This is a genomic window from Vibrio sp. 2033 (genome assembly GCF_033339735.1).
In genome coordinates this window covers 179256-199570 of record NZ_JAWOVC010000008.1, presented here as the reverse complement: position 1 = coordinate 199570, position 20315 = coordinate 179256, and the positions used below count along the sequence as shown (strand labels likewise).

The 20315-nt window shown below is 41.2% G+C and carries 20 protein-coding genes; 9 read left to right on the top strand and 11 right to left on the bottom strand.

What is annotated here, in order from left to right; all coding sequences use genetic code 11:
• Positions 1 to 13: 13 nt before the first annotated feature.
• From R7P74_RS13265 to R7P74_RS13255, 3 genes are all read right to left on the bottom strand, one after another.
• Entirely contained in the window at positions 14 to 976 is a 963-nt protein-coding gene (locus R7P74_RS13265) for a Wzz/FepE/Etk N-terminal domain-containing protein (RefSeq protein WP_225473536.1), read from the bottom strand.
• Between the two features lie 301 nt (positions 977 to 1277).
• A complete protein-coding gene (locus R7P74_RS13260) occupies positions 1278 to 3980 on the bottom strand; it encodes an SLBB domain-containing protein (RefSeq protein WP_318122904.1) in 2703 nt (900 codons plus the stop codon).
• Positions 3981 to 4044: 64 nt separating this feature from the next.
• Positions 4045 to 4563: a porin family protein gene (locus R7P74_RS13255; protein WP_225473534.1), complete on the bottom strand. Its 519-nt coding sequence runs from the start codon at positions 4561 to 4563 to the stop codon at positions 4045 to 4047.
• Positions 4564 to 4968: 405 nt separating this feature from the next.
• Here R7P74_RS13255 and R7P74_RS13250 point away from each other — a divergent pair, with 405 nt between their 5' ends.
• The 9 genes from R7P74_RS13250 (at position 4969) to waaA (ending at position 14117) form a co-directional block, all read left to right on the top strand.
• Entirely contained in the window at positions 4969 to 5187 is a 219-nt protein-coding gene (locus R7P74_RS13250) for a hypothetical protein (protein ID WP_225473533.1), read from the top strand.
• A gap of 69 nt (positions 5188 to 5256) precedes the next feature.
• Positions 5257 to 5937 (top strand): YjbF family lipoprotein, encoded by a 681-nt coding sequence (locus R7P74_RS13245; RefSeq protein WP_064368922.1) that lies wholly within the window; start codon positions 5257 to 5259, stop codon positions 5935 to 5937.
• Entirely contained in the window at positions 5934 to 6692 is a 759-nt protein-coding gene (locus R7P74_RS13240) for a capsule biosynthesis GfcC family protein (RefSeq protein WP_225473531.1), read from the top strand. Before R7P74_RS13245 ends, R7P74_RS13240 begins: the two co-directional genes overlap by 4 nt.
• On the top strand, positions 6689 to 8881 hold the full coding sequence (locus R7P74_RS13235; RefSeq protein ID WP_225473528.1) for a YjbH domain-containing protein: 2193 nt from the start codon (positions 6689 to 6691) through the stop codon (positions 8879 to 8881). Before R7P74_RS13240 ends, R7P74_RS13235 begins: the two co-directional genes overlap by 4 nt.
• A 148-nt stretch (positions 8882 to 9029) precedes the next feature.
• The gene (gene rfaD / locus R7P74_RS13230) at positions 9030 to 9971 is read left to right on the top strand and encodes an ADP-glyceromanno-heptose 6-epimerase (RefSeq protein WP_017634969.1); all 942 of its coding nucleotides are present in this window, start codon (positions 9030 to 9032) and stop codon (positions 9969 to 9971) included.
• Positions 9972 to 10097: 126 nt separating this feature from the next.
• Positions 10098 to 11084 carry a lauroyl-Kdo(2)-lipid IV(A) myristoyltransferase gene (gene lpxM, locus R7P74_RS13225; RefSeq protein WP_132936695.1) on the top strand — a complete coding sequence of 329 codons (987 nt, stop codon included), beginning with the start codon at positions 10098 to 10100 and terminating at the stop codon, positions 11082 to 11084.
• A complete protein-coding gene (locus tag R7P74_RS13220; RefSeq protein WP_186584527.1) occupies positions 11081 to 11803 on the top strand; it encodes a glycosyltransferase family 25 protein in 723 nt (240 codons plus the stop codon). Before lpxM ends, R7P74_RS13220 begins: the two co-directional genes overlap by 4 nt.
• Complete coding sequence (waaF, locus tag R7P74_RS13215) at positions 11800 to 12855, top strand: lipopolysaccharide heptosyltransferase II (protein ID WP_225473527.1); 1056 nt, start codon at positions 11800 to 11802, stop codon at positions 12853 to 12855. Before R7P74_RS13220 ends, waaF begins: the two co-directional genes overlap by 4 nt.
• Entirely contained in the window at positions 12849 to 14117 is a 1269-nt protein-coding gene (gene waaA, locus R7P74_RS13210; protein ID WP_318122903.1) for a lipid IV(A) 3-deoxy-D-manno-octulosonic acid transferase, read from the top strand. Before waaF ends, waaA begins: the two co-directional genes overlap by 7 nt.
• A gap of 28 nt (positions 14118 to 14145) precedes the next feature.
• On the opposite strand, the gene R7P74_RS13205 is transcribed toward waaA, so the two are convergent.
• Genes R7P74_RS13205 through R7P74_RS13170 form a run of 8 tightly spaced genes read right to left on the bottom strand, consistent with a single transcriptional unit; the run spans position 14146 to position 20308 of the window.
• Positions 14146 to 15006, bottom strand: coding sequence for a glycosyltransferase family 2 protein (locus R7P74_RS13205; protein WP_225473525.1), 861 nt, complete (start codon positions 15004 to 15006; stop codon positions 14146 to 14148).
• A 39-nt stretch (positions 15007 to 15045) separates the two neighbouring features.
• The gene (locus R7P74_RS13200) at positions 15046 to 15675 is read right to left on the bottom strand and encodes a NeuD/PglB/VioB family sugar acetyltransferase (RefSeq protein ID WP_033905966.1); all 630 of its coding nucleotides are present in this window, start codon (positions 15673 to 15675) and stop codon (positions 15046 to 15048) included.
• A 3-nt stretch (positions 15676 to 15678) separates the two neighbouring features.
• Complete coding sequence (locus R7P74_RS13195; RefSeq protein WP_198556783.1) at positions 15679 to 16554, bottom strand: formyltransferase family protein; 876 nt, start codon at positions 16552 to 16554, stop codon at positions 15679 to 15681.
• Positions 16547 to 17287 carry an SDR family NAD(P)-dependent oxidoreductase gene (locus R7P74_RS13190; protein ID WP_033905964.1) on the bottom strand — a complete coding sequence of 247 codons (741 nt, stop codon included), beginning with the start codon at positions 17285 to 17287 and terminating at the stop codon, positions 16547 to 16549. Before R7P74_RS13190 ends, R7P74_RS13195 begins: the two co-directional genes overlap by 8 nt.
• Before the next feature lie 5 nt (positions 17288 to 17292).
• On the bottom strand, positions 17293 to 17508 hold the full coding sequence (locus R7P74_RS13185) for a phosphopantetheine-binding protein (RefSeq protein WP_021453150.1): 216 nt from the start codon (positions 17506 to 17508) through the stop codon (positions 17293 to 17295).
• Complete coding sequence (locus R7P74_RS13180) at positions 17509 to 18576, bottom strand: ketoacyl-ACP synthase III (protein ID WP_136976548.1); 1068 nt, start codon at positions 18574 to 18576, stop codon at positions 17509 to 17511.
• Between the two features lie 3 nt (positions 18577 to 18579).
• On the bottom strand, positions 18580 to 18774 hold the full coding sequence (locus tag R7P74_RS13175; RefSeq protein WP_161782023.1) for a phosphopantetheine-binding protein: 195 nt from the start codon (positions 18772 to 18774) through the stop codon (positions 18580 to 18582).
• A gap of 37 nt (positions 18775 to 18811) precedes the next feature.
• Positions 18812 to 20308, bottom strand: coding sequence for an amino acid adenylation domain-containing protein (locus R7P74_RS13170; RefSeq protein ID WP_198556784.1), 1497 nt, complete (start codon positions 20306 to 20308; stop codon positions 18812 to 18814).
• Between the last annotated feature and the right edge of the window lie 7 nt (positions 20309 to 20315).

Genomic DNA, 20315 nt, shown 5'->3' with positions numbered 1-20315 from the left:
CCTAAACTCAGATTTACTTTTTAAAAATAAAAGGAACTGTCAAAAATAATATCGAAAACAAAATACCAAGCATAGTTCCTAGTATACAAATTATCGCTCTCTTAGGCTTTGCTTTATTTTCTGGCACAACTGAAGGATCTATAATTTTAAAAACATATTCTTCTTGAGCCTCAGCTAACATCAAACTTTTCATTTGCTCTTCGATTAGTTTATAAAATGTACTTTTCATTTCAGAATATGAAGTCCGATTTAGCTGCTCGTTTAGGTATTTTAAGTTTCTTGACGACTCGTCGATTGCTCTTTTTCTCATATCAATATTAATATCTTCAATCAACCAATCCACCCATTCCTTTGCTATATTAGGCGAATAATGCATTACTGATATCTGATATAAACCACTATCTTTATCCTGCTTTATTTCTAGAACGTGCTCAATAAAGTAGTCATAAGCTTCAAGATATGATGGTTTAGACTTGCGTAGTCCTGTTGGTTTTCTTAACCATTCTTTTGATTGAACATTATAAATTTCTTCATCGTAAATTAGCTCATCATTAGATATATCCCATGCTTTCGTTGCCATCAAAGTTATAAGTAAGTCATGTTTAATGATAAAATTTTCAATGAATTTTCTTGACTTTAGTACTTGAACAGCAATGTCAGTTTGAGACAACTCTGATGCCCCTAAATTAACTCCTGCTAAATTTGCAAGCCCTCCTAATTGACTTGCCATACTAGATAATCCACCGCCATTTGAACTTTCTGCAGGCGCTAACAAAGCATCGGCTTTGTAAATATTTGGCAAACTTAGTGCGTATAGTACAGAGCCAATAGCAAAAACAAATGTAGTGACAATGATGATCCACTTGCCTTTCCATAAGACTTTAAAGAGCTCACGCAAGTCGATTTCATCACTTACGTTTTGCGGTTGGAGTGGATATGGTAAGGTGTTTGGGTTGGGTTCTTTTTGTGGTTCCATGGAAGTTCTGGGTCCTAGGATCCTAGGTTCTAGGTTAGACGTTTAATCTAGAGCCAAGAGTAGGATCGGTGAAAATGTGTATGGATTAATGAATACTGAATATTAATTCGATTGCAGACACGCGAATCTTCCGCTTTTGCTTTCAAACGCAGTCGACGTTTTATGAGAACAAATTCCTAGTCTCGCTTCTTTTCGTGGAATGAGGTTTTAAGCTCTCGTCATCGGTAAGTGAAGCGCTCCATAATCAGTATTCTCAAAATACTAGGTCCTAGGAGCTATTATTCCCTAGGACCTTTTACCTTTACTTCAACGCGTTTATCGCTACACCTGTTTGATAAAGAATCTGAGTGGCTGCAGTCCAAGTACTTAGTGCATCGCGGTAGTCGGTATCAATCGGTACAACAATTGTGTCGCCCGCTTTTAGCTCTTCATGATTGTTGCCGAACCAATAGCCTGATGTTGGCTTATAAACCGAACCGTCTGCGCGAACGACAAAGATACGGTCTTCGTCCGCTTGCTTCTTAGCGCCTCCGGCTTTATTTAGGTAGTCGTTCACATCTAACTTATTATCTAGTAAGTAAGTAATTGGAACCTGAACTTCACCCATAATTGAAACAGTGTTTCGGAAAGTTGGAACGAAGAGGAAATCACCGTCCTCAAGCATAAAGTCTGCTGAGCGCTCGCCTTTTAAAATACGGTTTAACTGTACTACCATACGGCCAAGTGCTTTGCTTCGACTTGCTTCCTCTACAAACGCTAAAGTTTTCTCTGGGTCTGAAATTACAGAGCCCATATTACTATCGGCTCGGAACGTCTTCTTCGCGGTTTCTTTGCGCATATCTGCTGCATATTGGTTTAAAAGCTTCTGCTCTTGTAAACGCAATGCTTCACGCGTAAATATCGCTCCTTGAGGATGAGCAAACTCTGTGAGACCACCTGCTCGGTCCAATAACTCACTTAAGGTTTCACCTTGACGCACGGTATAGGTTCCTGGGAAACGAACTTCACCCTGTAAAGTGACTGTGCTTTGTAGCTTCACATTTGGCTTTTCTAAGATGTTCAAACGATCTCGCCCCACGATAACTGCATCGTCTGAAGCACTGCCTTGAATTGCTTTACGCAGATCAATACGTTCAACATCAATATAAGCACGTTCATCCGCACTATTAATCGCAGTTCGTGCTAGTTCTGCATTAATTGTAAATGCGTTGTAAGTCAAACCACCAGCTGCTTCAATAAGCGTTGATACCGTCATTCTTGGAGTAATCGGATAACGCCCTGGGTGCTTGACTTCACCAAAGACTTCAGCAATTTGAGGGGCTAGTCCCAAACGAGACTGTTGCTGAAGTTGTAACAACACAGGGGCAAGTAAAGTGCGACGAGTATTTTGCTTCAGCTTTTCAAAGTCTTCCTCTGTAATCTCTTTACCACGGAAAATGATTTTAGCTGGTTTCGCCTGCTCTGTGGTGCTCGGGTTGTTCAGCGTACCGTTTGCTGAATGCGAAACGGCAACAGAAGAGCTCATCACTTCTTGCTCTTGCTGTTGTTCCAGCTCAGCTTGCTCTTGCGCTTGCTCCAATGTTTTTGCTTTTGAAACAGCCTCTTGTGTTGCCAATGTATCCAAGTCTTCGTTATTAAAGCGGTTGAAAACCAATATACGATCTCGTGATTGTAACTGGAGGTTGTCTTGGCTACCTGGTGATAGAATTGCGTTGGCTAAGCTTAGTTGGAACACTTCAATATCACGTTGCGGATTAATCTCTCTAACCACAACCGCATAGTTAACATCAGCTGTAGAATTAAAAGCTGAGTCAACAGATTTGAAAAGATCAGCAACACGAAGACCATTGCGCCATTCCACATAGCTAGGATGACGAACATCTCCCTCTATCTGTACGTAACGAGTAAGCTCTTCGCTTTTTTTCAAGATCTTGATGGCATCGCCATTTTTAACTTTACTCTGTCGATCTTGCGTTTTATTGAAATCAAGCGTCAGAGCCTCACGAGCGCCATGTGAAGCGTAGCGTTTTATCTCCAATTGCTCGACATGGGCATTCGCAGTAAAACCACCAGCCATCTGAATAAGTTGCTGGTATGTTTCACCTTGCTTGACTTCATAAATTGCAGGGCGGTTGATTTCGCCTTCTATAGACACTGTATCGTTAACAGAACCAATTAAAACAACATCATCCGGTAGCAAGCGCACATCATTACTTGCATCACCTTTTAGTAAAAGGTCATACATATCCAACTTACGAATGATTTTACCATCACGCTTTAGCTGGATATCTCTCAGCGCCCCACTTTCACCAAAACCGCCGCTGTAATAAATAGCTTGTGAAATTGTCGTTAATGCGCTAACCGTGTAGGCACCAGGCTTATATGCATCCCCCATTACAAACACTTGCATGGTGCGTAATTCACCCAATGAGATATCACTGCGCACACCAATCATTTGCTCTTTTACACGTTGCGTTAGAGAGTCACGAACATCAGAAAAGTGCATGCCAGCAACATTTACCGGCCCAAGTGAGGGGAAGTTGATTGTGCCCGCACGATTTACGCGTAAACGATGCGTTTCATTCTCCTTACCAAACAACTGCACAATGATTTCATCACCTGCACCCACGGTGTAATTTGCTGGCACAGGAACATCACTGATCGGAGCAAAGGTGCTTGGAGAACCAGCAAAAAGATCTAAACCAAAGCGTTTAAGCTCTCCCTGCTCACCTTTTTTGAGCCATTGTTCTTCGATATTGGAAGATACAGCGCTACTAGCTTCAGTTCTAGGTTGGATTACTTGCGGATTTTCGTAAGGAGACTTGTTTGAAGATGAACTAGAAGGAATGGAGAAACCATACTTACTCGCCAAGGCCTTTTGTTGGTCGGCGGGTAGGTTTTGAAACATTTTCATTTGTTCTGGAGTGGGTGTTTGTGCCATTGAATAAGACGCAAACGTACTTGCCAATATAAAAGCGGCAATAGAGAAATATCCTTTAAACATGGTATGTCACTATAATAATTGAATAAAAGACCCTAGCCCCAAGTTTGAGCTCTAGGTATTTAAATTAGAATCGGTGCTGAAAACCCAGTGTAATCGAGTTAAGGCGAACTTGGTCTTCAGAGACGTTATCAACGAACTCAAATATCACCGCGCTTTGGTTATTTAAAGCGTAGTGCATACCTAACCCAAAACTAAATCCTTGTTCTTTGTGAGAACCTACATTTTGTAGATCAAGCTGAACGCTTGAATATCCAGCTAAACCATAAAGTGCAACTCGCTCTGAAACTGGCATATTCAGCTTAACAAAGCCGCTCAAAGCGCTATCAACAGCAAGACCACTGTCACGTTGAACTGATGTCCCGTAACGCCCTTCTAAACCAATGTAGTCATTAAAGAAGTATCCTGCTTGAGCACTAAGAAGAAAGGGGCTTCCCTCTTTCACGGACTCAGAAGGTGAGCTTTTCAATTCTGCATTTGAGTAGCTCACTAGAGCGCCTGCGTAAAAATCGGCTGACGCTGAAAAAGAACTCAGGCTCAAGCCCAGTGCACCAAGTATTCCCAAACAATGCTGCTTTCTTATCACGTAAAAGTTCCTAGTACTGGTAATAATATTGCCTGACAAGGCAAAGTTAAATTTTGCTATGCAGATCATTAAATACTGAAAAGCTTGCACGCTACCGCCCTGAGGCATGGAGCGTAAGCCACTGTATCGCTTTCTATATGGTCTAAGTAAAAACGACCTATTGACTTCAAGCCTCTAGTGCTGAAGGAAATAGGCAGACAAATTATGCACTCTTGATAGTTTATCAGCAAGCAAGGGAGCAAGATAACCGTGCAATGTCACGCTGGTGTTAGAAATGAGATCGAAAGCCATGGCAAAATAAGAAACTATTTACATGCTAAGGCTTTTTTATCTAGAATATAATTTGGAGCATTTTTTATGCTACCAAACATCGATGTTTTTATACCGGATACACAAGGATTAATAATGAAGAATACAGCTCTAGCTATTCTTATGGCTCTAAGCGCAACATCTGCATTTGCAGCAGAAGAAGCAGGCTCAACAGGCGCAGCTTCTGCGTCAGCAACTGGCACGACAGCTGTAGGTGTAGGCGCAGCAGCAGCAGTAACTGTAGTAGCAGTTGCAGCGTCAGATAGCGACTCAACATCTACTTCAACATCTACTTCTACTTCTACTTCTAACTAATTTCGTTTTGTAGAACAGAAGCCAATCGCCCTGATTAAGTCAGGGCGATTTTATTTGTAAGAGGGATCAATGAATATCTTCCGAATACCTAAATGGATACGCCAACTCCTCATTCTTCCATTACTCCTTGTACTCTTTGGCTGCACACAGAAATTCAATGATGTTTCAGCAACCGTCCAAGAAGCCTACGGTAACTACATTGATGTAGAGATGACACCAGAAGAAATCAATGCTATTCCATATGCCAGTGCCTATTTGAAACTTGGAAATCAGAAGCAGGTGTTTGTCGTTTTAGCTTTCGCGGAACGAAATCCGCAAAATGGAAAAACACAATTGAAATGGGTAAGCGCCGATAAAGCCATGATCGTTACAGAAAATGGGCACATCGTCAAAACGATTGGACTACAGAGTGGCGACTTAGCGGGTGTTTACGGTGACGTTCCAGATTTTTCTTTAGACTCAACCTCTGTCAACTACGCACTCTCATACGATTGGGCAACACAATACCGTTATGGCTTTCCTGCAAACATAACGCGTTCTTACTCAGGCCAAGAAACGTTAACAACACCTATTTCTAGCACTATGACCAACGTATATAAAGAAGCTGTTGAGTTTAGAAGTCTTTCTCAATCGGTCGAAAACTACTATTGGGTCAATGAACAGGGTCAGGTCGTTAAAACCTTGCAACACCTAGGGCCAAATATGATTCCGGTTGAGTTAACTATTTTGAAGGGATATAGCAAATCATGAGCAAGCAACTACTCACATTATTCGGTTTGGTCATGCCGCTTTTGAGCATGCCTAGCTTCGCTCAAACAGAAACCTCTGCTATGCAACCATTAAATGTTGAATTGCTAGAAGCAGGCAAACGGCTACAATTTCAAGGGACGGCTCGTTTAGAAAGTGTGTTAGCACTTGCTAGGGAGCAAAGCGTCTCTCTGCAATATTCTCTTGGTACCACTTTGTTTGATAAATCGGAACACGCCGAGAAAACCTCTACCGCTTTAAAGAACTCGGTGCTCAATCAAATGATTCAACACAATTTGGTCGCACATCCATTCTACAAGTTCATTCAGAAGCAAAGCTTTGCACCACGCTTACTGTCTGCGATCGATGTTGATAAAATTCGACTAGATAAAATCGACAACCCACTGTTGAGCGGCGATTACCTGCTCGCTAGCCCTCTACGCGAAGAAAAAGTGTATTACTTAGGAAACCTAAGTAGCGTGTATTCCGTTAAGGCGCAAGCAGGCATCCCTTTGCAAAGACAAATAGAGAATTTGAAAAATAACATTGGTGCGTTATCAACACAGCCAGTGTTGATCTACCCAGATGGTCACGTAGTTAAGCCGCATCACGGAGCTTGGTTAACGACACAATATTACTTACCACCTCTGACATTGGTATATATTCCGTTTGGTAATCTTGAATACTCCGAAATGGACCAAGATATTGTCCGTCTACTCACTCAATTGATACCAAATTCCACAAAGAGACCACAATGATGCCAATTAGAAAAAGCTTAACCCTTTCTTTAATGGGCCCAGCATTGGTTTGGGCTCAAGACATGCCCTTTGAGGCCCCCTCTTTACAACCTTCTCAATCTGACTTTGGTGGTGTTGGCTTAATGCAGATGCCAACCGGACGTATGGCTCCTGAAGGGGAATTCAACTTTTCGGTAACAGGTAGTGATGAGTACCTTTTTTACAATGTAACTCTGCAACTCATGCCTTGGTTAGAAACAACCATCCGTTACACTCAAGTTAAGGACCTGCCTTACTCATCATCCTTCCCCGATGTTGATAATGAATACACAGACAAAGGGATAGATTTTAAATTTAGATTATGGGAAGAATCTGAATACATACCAGAAATCGCCCTGGGAGTACGAGACTTTGCTGGTACCGGCCTTTTTGATGCTGAGTTTATTGCAGCGACAAAACGATATTCTAATTCGAAATTAGGTACTTTTGATTTTACTTTGGGTATGGGTTGGGGCTACTTGGGAACCAGAGACAATATAACCAATCCATTTTGCAAAGCATCAGACAAATTCTGTGAACGTTCTGAAGAGTTTCTTGATTCTGGAGGAACAACTAATTTTGACAGAGCTTTCAAAGGGCCCGCGGCTTTATTTGGTGGTATAGAGTTCCAGACGTTGCACGCTCCTTTACGATTTAAAGTTGAGTACGACAGCAATGATTATTCTACAGACTATGCAGTTGTGGGGGCAGATGTTGATATGAAGCCCCACACACCATGGAACTTTGGTGTCCTCTACCGTCTAGGCATGGCCGATTTTCGTTTAAGTTATGAACGCGGCGATACTTTAGTAGCAGGCTTAACGCTAAACACTAATTTCAATGACATGCCATCATTCTGGCGAGATACACCAACACCAGAAATCGAAGATAGCCAGCCTGAAGAACTGTCTGATGTTGATTGGGAACGTGTAACAGAAGATTTAGACAAAATTGCTGGTTACCAAAACACGCGTATTTATGTTGATGACAATACAGTAACTGTCGTTGGTGAGCAGAAAAAGTATCGTGATCGCAATGAAGCTCATGAAAAAGCAGCGGCAGTCCTTTACAACGAAGTGCCAGACAACATTGATACCTTTACTATCAATGAACGCAGTCGTGGTCTGATCGGCGATCAAACGGTTATCTCCAAAGAGAAATATCGCGACTTTGCCCAAGTTAATTACATCAATCCGAAAATAGAAGATGCAACCTCAAGGGCTACTACTCAGCCAATGGGAGAATCTGTCTACGATGGTTTTGAACGTTTTGATTGGGGCTTTGCACCTAAACTAGTTCAAACTCTCGGAAACGCTGAAGATTTCTATCTCTTTAGTGTAGGGCTAAGCGGTAATGCCTCATATTGGCTGACGGACAACCTTGAAATTGGCGGTTCGTTATACTGGGATTGGTATAACAACTACGATAAGTTTATTTATGTCACTCCACCTGATGGCACTACTGTTCCTCGTGTTCGCACCATGTTCCGCGCTTACCAAAATGAACATGCTGTAACCATGTCAAACTTACAATTGACTTGGTTCCAAGAGTATTCCGATACGATGGATCAGCAATTCTACGCGGGCTATCTGGAGAGTATGTTTGCTGGAGTCGGTACCGAGTTTCTTTACCGTCCACAAGGAGCTAACTGGGCGATTGGCGCTGACGTCAACGTAATTTCTCAACGTGATCCACAAAGTTACTTCGGTGTTTACGATGAGAAATGGCAAAACGTGCCAGAATATGGACGTCCGTTCCAAGTTATTGATAAAGGCTTCACTGGTTTTGTATCTGGTTACTACTACCCTCAATGGGAATTCCTACAAGATTTGATGATCCAATTCGATGTTGGTCAGTTCCTAGCTGGTGATGTTGGTACACAAATCAACGTTTCTAAGCAGTTCAAGAGTGGCGTAATTGCTGGTGCCTTTGCGTCATTTACAGACTTGTCTGCGGATGAATTTGGTGAAGGTAGCTTTACCAAAGGTTTCTACTTGTCGATTCCATTTGACATCATGACCGTTAAGCCAAGCAACAATCGTGCGAACTTTAGTTGGCAGCCTCTTACTCGTGACGGAGGACAGAAACTCGGACGTAAATACAGCTTGATTGAGTTGACCGATGAGCGAAATCCTTGGTATCAAAGGCCTAACCGTTCGGATGTGGAATAATAAAGTAATCAAGGGAGCTGCGGCTCCCTTTTTCATATCTAGATACAGAGTCATAGAAGACTCAAACCTATCTTCCTGCTTCCAATAGCGCTACTTTTCGTTTCTTGCTAGAATTCCTGAGAAAATTTTAATCTATGGTGGAAGTTCTATGATCATCGTAACTGGTGGCGCTGGCATGATCGGCAGCAACATTGTTAAAGCACTAAACGAAGCTGGTATTAACGATATCCTGGTTGTCGACAACCTAAAAAATGGCAAAAAGTTTAAGAACTTAGTTGATCTGGACATCACAGATTACATGGATCGTGACGACTTTCTGACCCAAATTATGGCGGGCGATGATTTTGGTCCGATTGAGGCAATTTTCCACGAAGGTGCTTGCTCTGCAACGACTGAGTGGGATGGTAAGTACATGATGCTAAACAATTACGAGTACTCTAAAGAGCTGCTGCATTACTGTTTAGATCGCGAGATTCCATTCCTATACGCTTCTTCCGCAGCCACTTACGGCGATACCGATACTTTCGTTGAAGAACGCGAATACGAAGGCGCACTGAATGTATACGGTTACTCGAAACAGCAGTTTGATAACTACGTTCGTCGCCTATGGCAAGACGCTGAAGAGCATGGTGAGACCCTTTCTCAAATCACCGGCTTCCGCTACTTCAACGTCTATGGCCCACGTGAAGACCACAAAGGTAGCATGGCATCAGTTGCGTTCCACCTAAACAACCAACTTAACGCAGGTGAAAATCCTAAATTGTTCGCGGGCAGCGAATCATTCAAACGCGACTTCGTTTACGTTGGTGATGTATGTAAAGTAAACCTGTGGTTCTTAGAAAACGGCGTATCAGGTATTTTTAACTGTGGTACTGGCCGTGCTGAATCTTTTGAAGAGGTAGCAAAAGCAGTTATCAAGCATCATGGCAAAGGCCAAATTGAAACCATCCCATTCCCTGAACACCTAAAAGGCGCTTACCAAGAATTCACACAAGCGGATCTGACCAAACTGCGCACCGCAGGTTGTGATGTTGAATTCAAGACAGTTGCAGAAGGCGTTGCCGAATACTTGACTATCCAAAACAGTTAAGCACCACAAGGTGGTAGAACCATAACCTGCCACCTTTACTCAAGTGCAATAGCCTGTATCATTCCTAACTATCTTTTTCTCATTTAAACCACTTCGCCCACACACGAATAGGTAACTAGACACGCCATGACCATAAAACGTGATGACTTCGACCCTAAAGCATATAACCCTGAGTTTAAGCGCCACTTTCTGTCGCCTAAGTACTGGGGCACGTGGTTAGGTGTTATCTTATTTTTACCGTTATCATTAATGCCTCTGGGTTTACAAAAGTGGTTAGCGAAAACCATAGCCAAAAAACTGTGTAAATCCCACAAAGGTCCAGCTCACCGAGCGAGGGTTAACTTTGAGCTGTGTTTTCCGGAAAAGTCGTTCCAAGAACGTGAAACTTTGATAGAAAAAACACTCTACACAGCAGCCATGTTCTTTTTTCGCTTCGGGTTACTAAGTTTACGCTCACCAAAATGGCTTCAGAACCGTTGCCAAATTCGCGGCCTAGACATTTTACGACAGCACATTGATAACAACGAAAATGTGATTTTAATGGTTCCCCACTCTTGGGCAATTGATGTGCCTGCTATCTTGCTCGCTTCAATGGGAATGCCAGTTTCTGCAATGGCGAAGAAACAAAAGAATGATGTTGCTGACTGGCTGATGCACAAGCAAAGAGTCCAATACGGTGGCCGTGTTTATGAACGCTCAGGTGGCATTAAGCCTTTTCTGAAATCCATTCGAGATGGCTATGTAGGGTATTATCTACCTGATCAAGATCACGGCCCAGAGCATAGTGTGTTTGTGGATTTTTTTGCAACACGTAAAGCAACGCTACCTGGTTTAGGCAAAATTGCGAAACTATCACGCTCAAAAGTACTGCCTCTATTTGCGTCGATGAACACTGAAGATGGTACGTTTGATATTGAGATTTTACCAGCGTTTGAGCTGGATAAAGGCGAAGAGCAAGACGCTCGTACCTGTAATGAAGCCATTGAATATTTTGTCGGTGATAAACCCGAACAATATATGTGGGTACTACAGTTGCTGCACTCTCAAGAAGACGGCAATAACTATTACAATTTGTTTAAACCAAGATATAACAGCGACTGGAAAGTGCAGTGAAAGTATTTGTCGTAAGCTTGGCTCGATCACTAGATCGCCGAGAACGTATTGAAGAAAAGTTAAAACAACAAGGCATTACGTTTGAATTTTTTGATGCAGTAGATGGCTCTGTTGACCGTTTTCTTCATTCAGAAAAAAGTCGTCCAACCATTACTCTACGCCGCAAAGGGTATCAATTAAAAACCAGTGAAGTCGCCTGTTTTGCAAGCCATTACGAGTTGTGGGTTCGATGTGTTGAGCTTGATGAACCGATCGTCATCTTAGAAGACAACGTCGACCCCGTAGAAGGGCTGAAGCAAGTACTCGAACATACCCTTCCATTGACTTCTAATTATGACTACATCAAATTGTCTGCCACTCAGAAGCGTGTATTCACCCCAATCGTACCTATTGATGATAATCATATGCTAGGGGGATACTCAGCAGGCACTTGTGGTACCACCGCTTATATCGTCACACCTAAAGCAGCATCAAAGTTTGTTATGCATGCTCAAAAGTTTATTGAACCAGTCGATGACTACATGGAAAAACCATGGAGACATGGTGTTCAAGTTTACAGCGTGTCTCCAGATCTCTTTACTAGAGCAGAGATTGCTTCGACGATTGGTGGTAAAAGAAAAGATAAATCCAAAATGACTCTTGCGAATAAAATATACGCTGAACTTTTTAGAACTTATGAGTCAATTTTGAAATTCCTATACTGGAAAAACAAAGCATGAAGATTTTAGTCATTGGCCCTGCATGGGTCGGCGATATGGTAATGTCGCAATCGTTATATATCGTATTAAAGCAACGCCATCCAGATAGCCAAATTGACGTTATCGCTCCAGGATGGTGTAAACCGATTCTTGAGCGTATGCCAGAAATCCATCAAGCGATTGAAATGCCTATCGGTCATGGTGAGTTTAACTTATTAGGCCGCAGGGAAATTGGCAAATCGTTACGTGAAAAGCAATATGACCACGCCTATATCTTGCCTAAATCAGCGAAATCGGCACTGATCCCATGGTTTGCCAACATTCCTCTTCGTACTGGCTGGAAAGGAGAAATGCGCTATGGTTTATTGAATGATTTACGCCCTAACATGAAGTCTTTTCAGTACATGGTAGAGCGCTATGTAGCGTTAGCTTATCCAAAAGCAGAAATGGTGGATTCTAACTCTCTCGGCGGGCTTGAAACCTTGCCTCGCCCACGCCTTGAAATCAACGCGGCAGAGCAACAAGCCACGATCAAAAAGTTCAACTTAGCCCAAGACCTACCAATTATCGGACTGTGCCCAGGAGCAGAGTTTGGTCCTGCCAAAAAATGGCCCGAAACACACTACGCTGAAGTTGCGACACAAATGGCTCGTTCTGGGCATCAAATCTGGTTGTTTGGTTCTCAAAAGGACTTAGAGACTTGTAACAATATTCGCGCACTTGTTCCGACGCAATTCCATGAGCACATTCATGTTCTGGCAGGCCAAACCAGCTTAATTGAAGCGGTCGACCTACTTGCTGCATGTAAGACTGTTGTCGCGAATGACTCAGGCTTAATGCATGTGGCAGCTGCGGTTGGTTGTAATGTTGTTGCAGTGTATGGCTCAACTTCACCGAAGTACACCCCCCCACTCGCAGAAAAAGTGGAGATTGTTCATACCGATATTGATTGTCGCCCTTGTTTCCAGCGTGAATGTCAATACAAACACCTTAAGTGTTTGACAGAACTTTCGCCTAAGCAAGTGCTAGATAGTATCCAAAAACTTGACGCCATTACGATAAGCTCATGTTAGTTCGTATTGTTTATACCTTACTACTCGCCCTAGCGTCACCGCTGCTTTTATTTGGTTTGTACAAGAGCAAACCAAATAAGCCTCAGTTTGGCTCTCGCTGGAAAGAGCACTTTGGCATAACTCCCAAGCTAAAAAGCAACGACAAACCTATTTGGATACATGCCGTATCTGTTGGTGAAAGCATAGCAGCAACACCTTTAATTAAAGCCCTTAAGGAACAAAACCCCGAACAATCTATTCTAGTTACTACAACAACAAGTACCGGAGCTGAACAGATTGCTAAGTTGGGTGATTTAATTGAACACCGCTATATGCCAATTGACTTTGGTTTTGCTATCAAAGGTTTTCTTAAATCAGTACAACCAAAACAAATGTTGATCATTGAGACTGAGCTGTGGCCAAACACGCTTCACCATGTTTACAAAGCGGGTATCCCTATAACAGTCGTGAATGCTCGCCTATCTGAAAAATCGTGTCAGAACTACGCCAAAATACAGCGGCTTTTTAACCAGCTTCATCCATGCCTAACTCAAGTACTCTGCCAAACGGATTCAGATGCAGAGCGCTTCGAACGCTTAGGCGTTGAGAAAAAGAAACTATCCGTTACTGGCTCGATTAAGTTCGATATTCAAATATCAGAGCAAGTGAAACAGCAAGGACAGCAGCTTCGAGCCCAACTTGGAAACGATCGTCCGATTTGGATTGCAGCTAGCACCCACAAAGGCGAGGACGAACAGGTATTAGATGCACATAGACAAGTTTTAAAATCTCATCCAAATGCTTTACTCGTTTTGGTTCCTCGCCATCCAGAACGATTTGATGATGTATTCACGCTTTGCCAACAGCAAGGCTTTAACACTGTGCGTCGCACTTCAACTCATGCAGTAGAGACGAATACTCAAGTATATCTCGGCGATACTATGGGTGAGATGCTAACGTTGATGGGTGCAGCGGACATCTGCTTTATGGGCGGTAGCCTAATTGGAGATAAGGTTGGTGGGCACAATGTATTGGAGCCTGCTGCTTTGGGCGTCCCTATTATAAATGGTCCAAGCTTCTTTAACTTCAAAGAAATCGTACATGAAATGAAGCAGAACAACCTCATCAAAATTGTGAAAAATGAGGATGAACTGGCAAGAGCTATCGTGGCTCTAATTAAAGACGTCGCAGCTCATGAGCGCATCACGTCAGAGCTTGCTCATTTTATGTTAGCAAACTCAGGCTCCTTACAACGTACCACCACAGCCACCTCTTCTATCTAAAAAAGCCGAGTATTAACTCGGCTTTATTTTAAGCTTTAGTTTTAAACCAACGCTTTATTTTCTTTAGGTAATGTTTTTTCGATTTTTTCAGATATATACTTAAAAAGCATATCCAATACTTATAGCGATAGATCTTGTTCAAACCAAGAATACGGATTTTATATTGCTCAAACTCTCGGTCTTCTGCCGTTGGGTCTTTTGCTTGCTGGAGACTCCAAGAGCCCTCATGCATGCTACGATAAACCGACATTTTTTCAGGGAGGTACCAGGCGCCTTGCTCGATACTATTGATAATCTGCAACACAGAGTGCTCGCCATAAAGCTTGAAAAAGTCTTCATGTTGATAAATTAGGTCAAAAAACGGCTCTTTTCTAATAAACATCGATGCCATAGGCATAGTGTCTCCGCCCTTCTTAATGACGTACTGATAAGGTATTTTCTTTTCTAAATCGCCTTGGTATCCGTATTTCTTGTCAACCAACTGGTCTTTTAGCAAAGTCAAAGAAGGATGAAAACAAGCATTAATATCCTTATGGTTTGCCAAAGCTTCAAGCTGTTTTTGAAGCTTGTTGTCATCAACCCAATAGTCATCACCTTCACAAAAAGCGATGAACTCCCCATCAACATGAGGCAACATGTTAAAAAGTACAGCTGATGACCCTTTAGAGTATATATTCTCCTCTGGATAAATTCTCTTTATTTGGCATTTCCCAGAATACTCATTAAAAACTCTATCGATAATTTTTCGACTATTGTCAGGAGAACAATCATCATGTATAAGCAACTCGTATTCAAAGTCTACTGTCTGATTAAGTATAGATAAAAGTGTCTGCTCAATATATTTTTCGTGATTATAGCAAGTACAAATAACCGAGACTTTGGTGGACATTTTATTCCTCTGTCTTCTATTTTATTTAATTAAGAAGAGTTATATCTTTTTAGCAGGATTACCTAGAACGGTGGTATTTGACCTCACTTTGGTAAATACGACAGCTCCCATGCCAACTGTCGCATCATCTGCTACTTTAACTTTAGGGTGGATAGTTGCTCCGGAGCCAATCAATACTCTCTCACCAATTTCTACATGACCATTGATGGTATTGCTTCCTAGTAAAGAGGTATAGCGACCAATTTTGACATCATGTCCAATAGCACAATTACAGTTGATGAGCGAAAAGTCACCAATAGCTGCACCAGGAGAGATGCTGCAGTTTGGGTTAATAATTACACCTTCACCTATTAAAGAGAATGGGCTCAACACAACACTAGGGTGAATAAATGAGATAGCATTACCGCCTTTATCTTTTAGCATTTCGGCAATACTAGCGCGAGCATAACCTTCCCCTCCAAATGCCAAAATAAAATCAAACTGTTCAAGATCATCTAGCATGGAGATTGATTTTACTTCGTGGCCATAAAATGTTGTTCCTGATACAAAATATTCGTCAGTCACACAAAAACACAAGAAACGTTCACGAATATCATTTACATCTTGTATCCAGCTGTACACTTCCGCAGCTAGACCACTAGCTCCAAATATAATAATTGGATTAGACATTATTTACCCCTGCTCAATCTCGGTTTTTTCAACGTGTATTTTTAATAAGCCAAACTCATCATTTATCACGATGCTATTTTCGCTACTATTTACAGATTTATCGCTTGGTTCATCAATAAACTGATAAGCACGTACAGAGTATCTATCACCATCATTATCAATTAGAGCCTTAGGAAAAACTTTAAATGGTCCATAATCTAATGCTCTCAATATGCGATAGTTCTCAAGCGTTGATTGTTTTATATCTAGCCAGCCATTTCCGGGGATATCTTTGGACAGATACAGATAGTCGTATCTCAATGGCTGTTTAGTCAAGCAAGGAGTACTGCCTGTTTGCAACAATTCATCAATTACGTTTGAAAAGGCTTCTAATCCGGCATGCATACATTTATGAGCGACCTGATATGCTTTGTCATGCTTATCAACTAATACGTCGGAAAAAGCAATAGCCTCACCAGTGTCTACACCTTCATCAACATAATGCCAAGTGACACCGGTTTTTTCTAATTGATGAAAAATAGCCCAACTAGGTGCGTTTCTTCCTCGTAAATTTGGTAAAAGTGCATTATGAAAATTGATAATAGTTACATTCTTTAAAGTCAGTAACTTCCCTTTAAAAAGGTAGTTATTATTCGCACTGATGATTAATGTATTACCAGACAGCCACCTGAGTAACGAAGACTCGATATCTTCTTTCGTATGCTTAAATTGATATGCGACGTCGTGTTTTTGAGCAAATGACTCAAGAGTAGAAAAAGGTTGCATCTCTGTCTGTAACAATTTCAGCGTCACATCATATTGAAGAAGCTTGGAAGCAACGTCTTGAGCTATCTTACCAAAACCGATCACGATTACGGTTTCAAACTTTAATTTAGACACTGCGCCCTCCATCAATCACAAGATCTAAACCAGTCACCCAGCGAGACGCTCTGCTACTCAAAAAATAACAGGCCTCTGCAACATCTTCAGGTTTGCCTAAACCTAAAGGATATAGGTTATGTAACTTTTCAAGTGCTGCTTCGCCCAAATCAACCGCTACATCTTTTGTGTGCTTGGTCTCAACCCATCCAGGCGAAACGGTATTTACTCTGATTTTACGCGGAGCTAATTCTCTAGCCATTGATTTACTTGCAGAAATCAAAGCCCCTTTTGCTGCAGAATAAGCAACTAATCCTGGCTCACCAACGAAATGGGCAATGCTAGAAATCAGTGTAATACTTCTATCCTGAGACTTATCTGAATATAAAGCGTTCGAAAAAAGCTGGCAAAGGATCAAGTGACTATTTACGTTCGTTTGCATAGTCAAAAGAAGCTCTTCATCCGATACTAACTTCAACGGCAAGATTTTATGGTAGCCCGCAGCACAGATAAGATCTGTAACTTTACCTTGCTCAGTAACGATCTTTTTCAGCAGCGGTTTTAATGATGAAGGAGACTTCAAATCCCAAACATAAGCGGCTGAGGAATCTTTTCCTAAAGATTCCTCAGCGGTTTTAAGGCTCTCTTCATTACGTCCAAGAAGGATCACAAAGTTTCCCTTTTGAACATGTTTGTGAGCAATACTCAAGCCAATGTCTGAAGTCGCTCCTGTGATAAGAACTTTTCTTTTCATCGAAATTACTGAGGAAGTAGCTCGAGCAATTGACCCACAGTTTTTCGTTCGATTAAATCACCGTGTCCAATTTCTACTTGATATTCATCTGCGAATAAAGTGATAAGAGATAATTGGGCTAAAGAGTCCCACTCTTCCGTTTCTTGATATTCAAAATCAGGAGTTAGCTCTTCTACTTCCAACTCTAGGATCTCAGCTAGTTCTTCCAAAAAAACAGTCATTTATACATCCAACTTAATTAGTTTACATAGTGTAAGTTCATTGACATCAATCAAGGTCGCCCCCCAACTCAGACCTACACCAAAGCCTGATAATAGTGCTTTTTTACCCTCAAAGCCCGAATTCTTCATCCAAGATGATAAAATCGACATTGGGACAGTTGCGGACGAAGAGTTACCATAAATAGTCACTACCTCTGAAGGTAACTGCTCTTCCGTTACCTTCAGTGCTGAACGGAAACGATCCAAGATAAACTTATTTGCTTGATGAAAGAAAAAGTAGTCAATCTCTTCTGGTTTTGTGTTCGTTTCAATAAACTCTTTAATAAAATTGATTACCGTTGTTTGAGTAAACGTAAAAACATCTCTACCTTGCATGACCAAATGCTCAGAACAACGCCAATTTCCTTCTTCGTCCTCAGCAAGAGCGGCAGTATCAGAGGTACAAGGGTTTACCATACCACCTGATGGGATCATTAAAGCTTTTGCTCCTTTACCATCATGTTTGATCTCAAGAGGGGCCTTCACATTTTCCGCTCTTCTTTCTATTAAAGTGATAGTAACTGCATCCCCAATAAGAGGGTATGAGTTACGATCTTTTAAAGAAACCTTACGGCTTAAAACATCACCAGCAATTAGCAACACTTTTTGCGCATCACTATTACGAACTAGGCTCGAAGCTTCAAACAAACCTCGAATATAGCCATTGCAACCATCGTTGATGTCCATGCAATAACAATCGGTTTTAAAGTCAAAAGCGCCATGTACTATCGAAGCCGTTGACGGAATTGGGTAATCAGGAGTTTGAGTTACCACCAAAATTCCATCCACATCCTGATAGTCGCACCCAAGAGTGGTTGACAGGTCCTCAAGCAAAGGAAAAATCATATCAGTGAGCGCCGTTTCTTTTGAAACAACATGATGTTGATTGTATCCCATTAGCTTCTTCAGCTTTTTAGAACTCTGCTCTGTGTGTGAGTAGTTTTTTATCTCATCATCAAAGTAAGAAATATGCTTTGGAACGGCTGCGACTATCCCTTTCAGCGAGATATTGCCAATATCACTTTTCATAAATTAACCTTGAATCGTTTTAAGATACTCACCAATAACATGCGGCGAAACAAAATTCTCAGGAACCAAACCTTCACCAGGAATTGAAATAGCTAGCTGAGCTTCGATCTCACTTACTAGGACTAACAAATCAAAAGAGTCCAACAGACCTGATTCAAAAAGTTCAGTATCTTTAGCAAACTCATGTTCTGGTTTCATTGTGGTTAAGATTGCTATAATTTTTTCACACATACTACTATTTAACCTTTACAAATTCTTGTAGTGCTTTCTCTGAAAAAGCTTTTCTATTTAACTTACCATTTGGCGTAAAAAGCATTTCTTGTACAAAGCCAATCTTGCTTGGAATCATGTACTTTGGTAAACGTTTCGTCAGTGCAACTTTAAGCTCAACTTCACTCATCGAACTACTGCATTGAACAAAAGAATAAAGCACTTTATCTTCTGATAAATAACCAACAACACACTGTTCGACAGCATCTAGCTCCATGATCTGAGACTCAATTTCACCAAGTTCTATACGATAGCCATTGTGCTTAATCTGGAAGTCTTTTCTACCAATATAATAAATTAAACCATCAACAAGTCTAACCAAGTCTCCGGTACGATAGATCATATCAATGTATTTATCTTGAAGTGGGTTTTGACAAAATACCTCTTCTGTTTTTTCTGAGTTAGCCCAATACCCAAGCGCTAAGCTAGAGCCTCGAACGCACAATTCACCTTCATCATTACGTTGGTCGTTTTCATCTAGGATTAGAATTCCTGAGTTATGGCAAGGGATCCCTATAGGTAAGCTATCCCCATCCCAGTCTGACGGCACATCATAGTAGGTGCAATCAACGGTAATTTCTGTTGGTCCGTACAAGTTAGAGTAATGAGCATTAGGATGCTTATCTAACCAGTACTTAATCGTCTTCGCTGGCATTACTTCCCCAGCAAACAATACATTCTTCAAGCATGGCAATTGAAACTGATCAAGTAACTTAAGGTTCGCAATATTTACAAGCAATGAAGGAACCCAGAAGATCGTTGTTATTGCTTTTTCTTTCAGGTATTCAAGTGTTTTCTGAGGAAAAATAAACACGCTTTCAGGAATAACATGCAATTCTGCCGCATTAGACAACGCCAAATAGATGTCTAAAGTCGAGTTATCAAAGAATAGTGGTGCTTGACTACCAATAATATCAGCCTTGCTCACTTCATAGGCTGAATTAGCCCAATCAATATAATCAATAACACTAGAATGGCAAATAGTGACACCTTTTGGTGTGCCTGTAGAGCCTGAAGTAAAAATTATATAACATGGATCTTTATCAATAACGGTTTGATTAAACTTTTCGATATCAGCCCAAATATCTTGCATAGGTAGCTTAGATGTTGGTATTTCATCGATATTAATAGTTGAAATTGGACTATCTAATTCTAATGAATTTAATAAATTTCGAGACGTTTCATCATAAAGAACAAGACAATCTTGAAGGTTAGATAAGATCTTTAATAGTCGTTCTTTAGGTGAGTTAATGTCTACGGGGCAGTAAATCCCTCCAGCCATTGTCGCAGAAAAGATCATGGAGAGTGCATTTACAGATTTTTTCGCAAACACAACAATCGGCTTGTTTAAACTTCCCTGCTGTCTTAGTTGCAATGAGATAGCATATGACTTTGCTGTACTTTCTGCATAAGTCAAAGAGTGGATCGAATCCGAAACACAAATATTTTCTGGATGTTTCATCGACGAT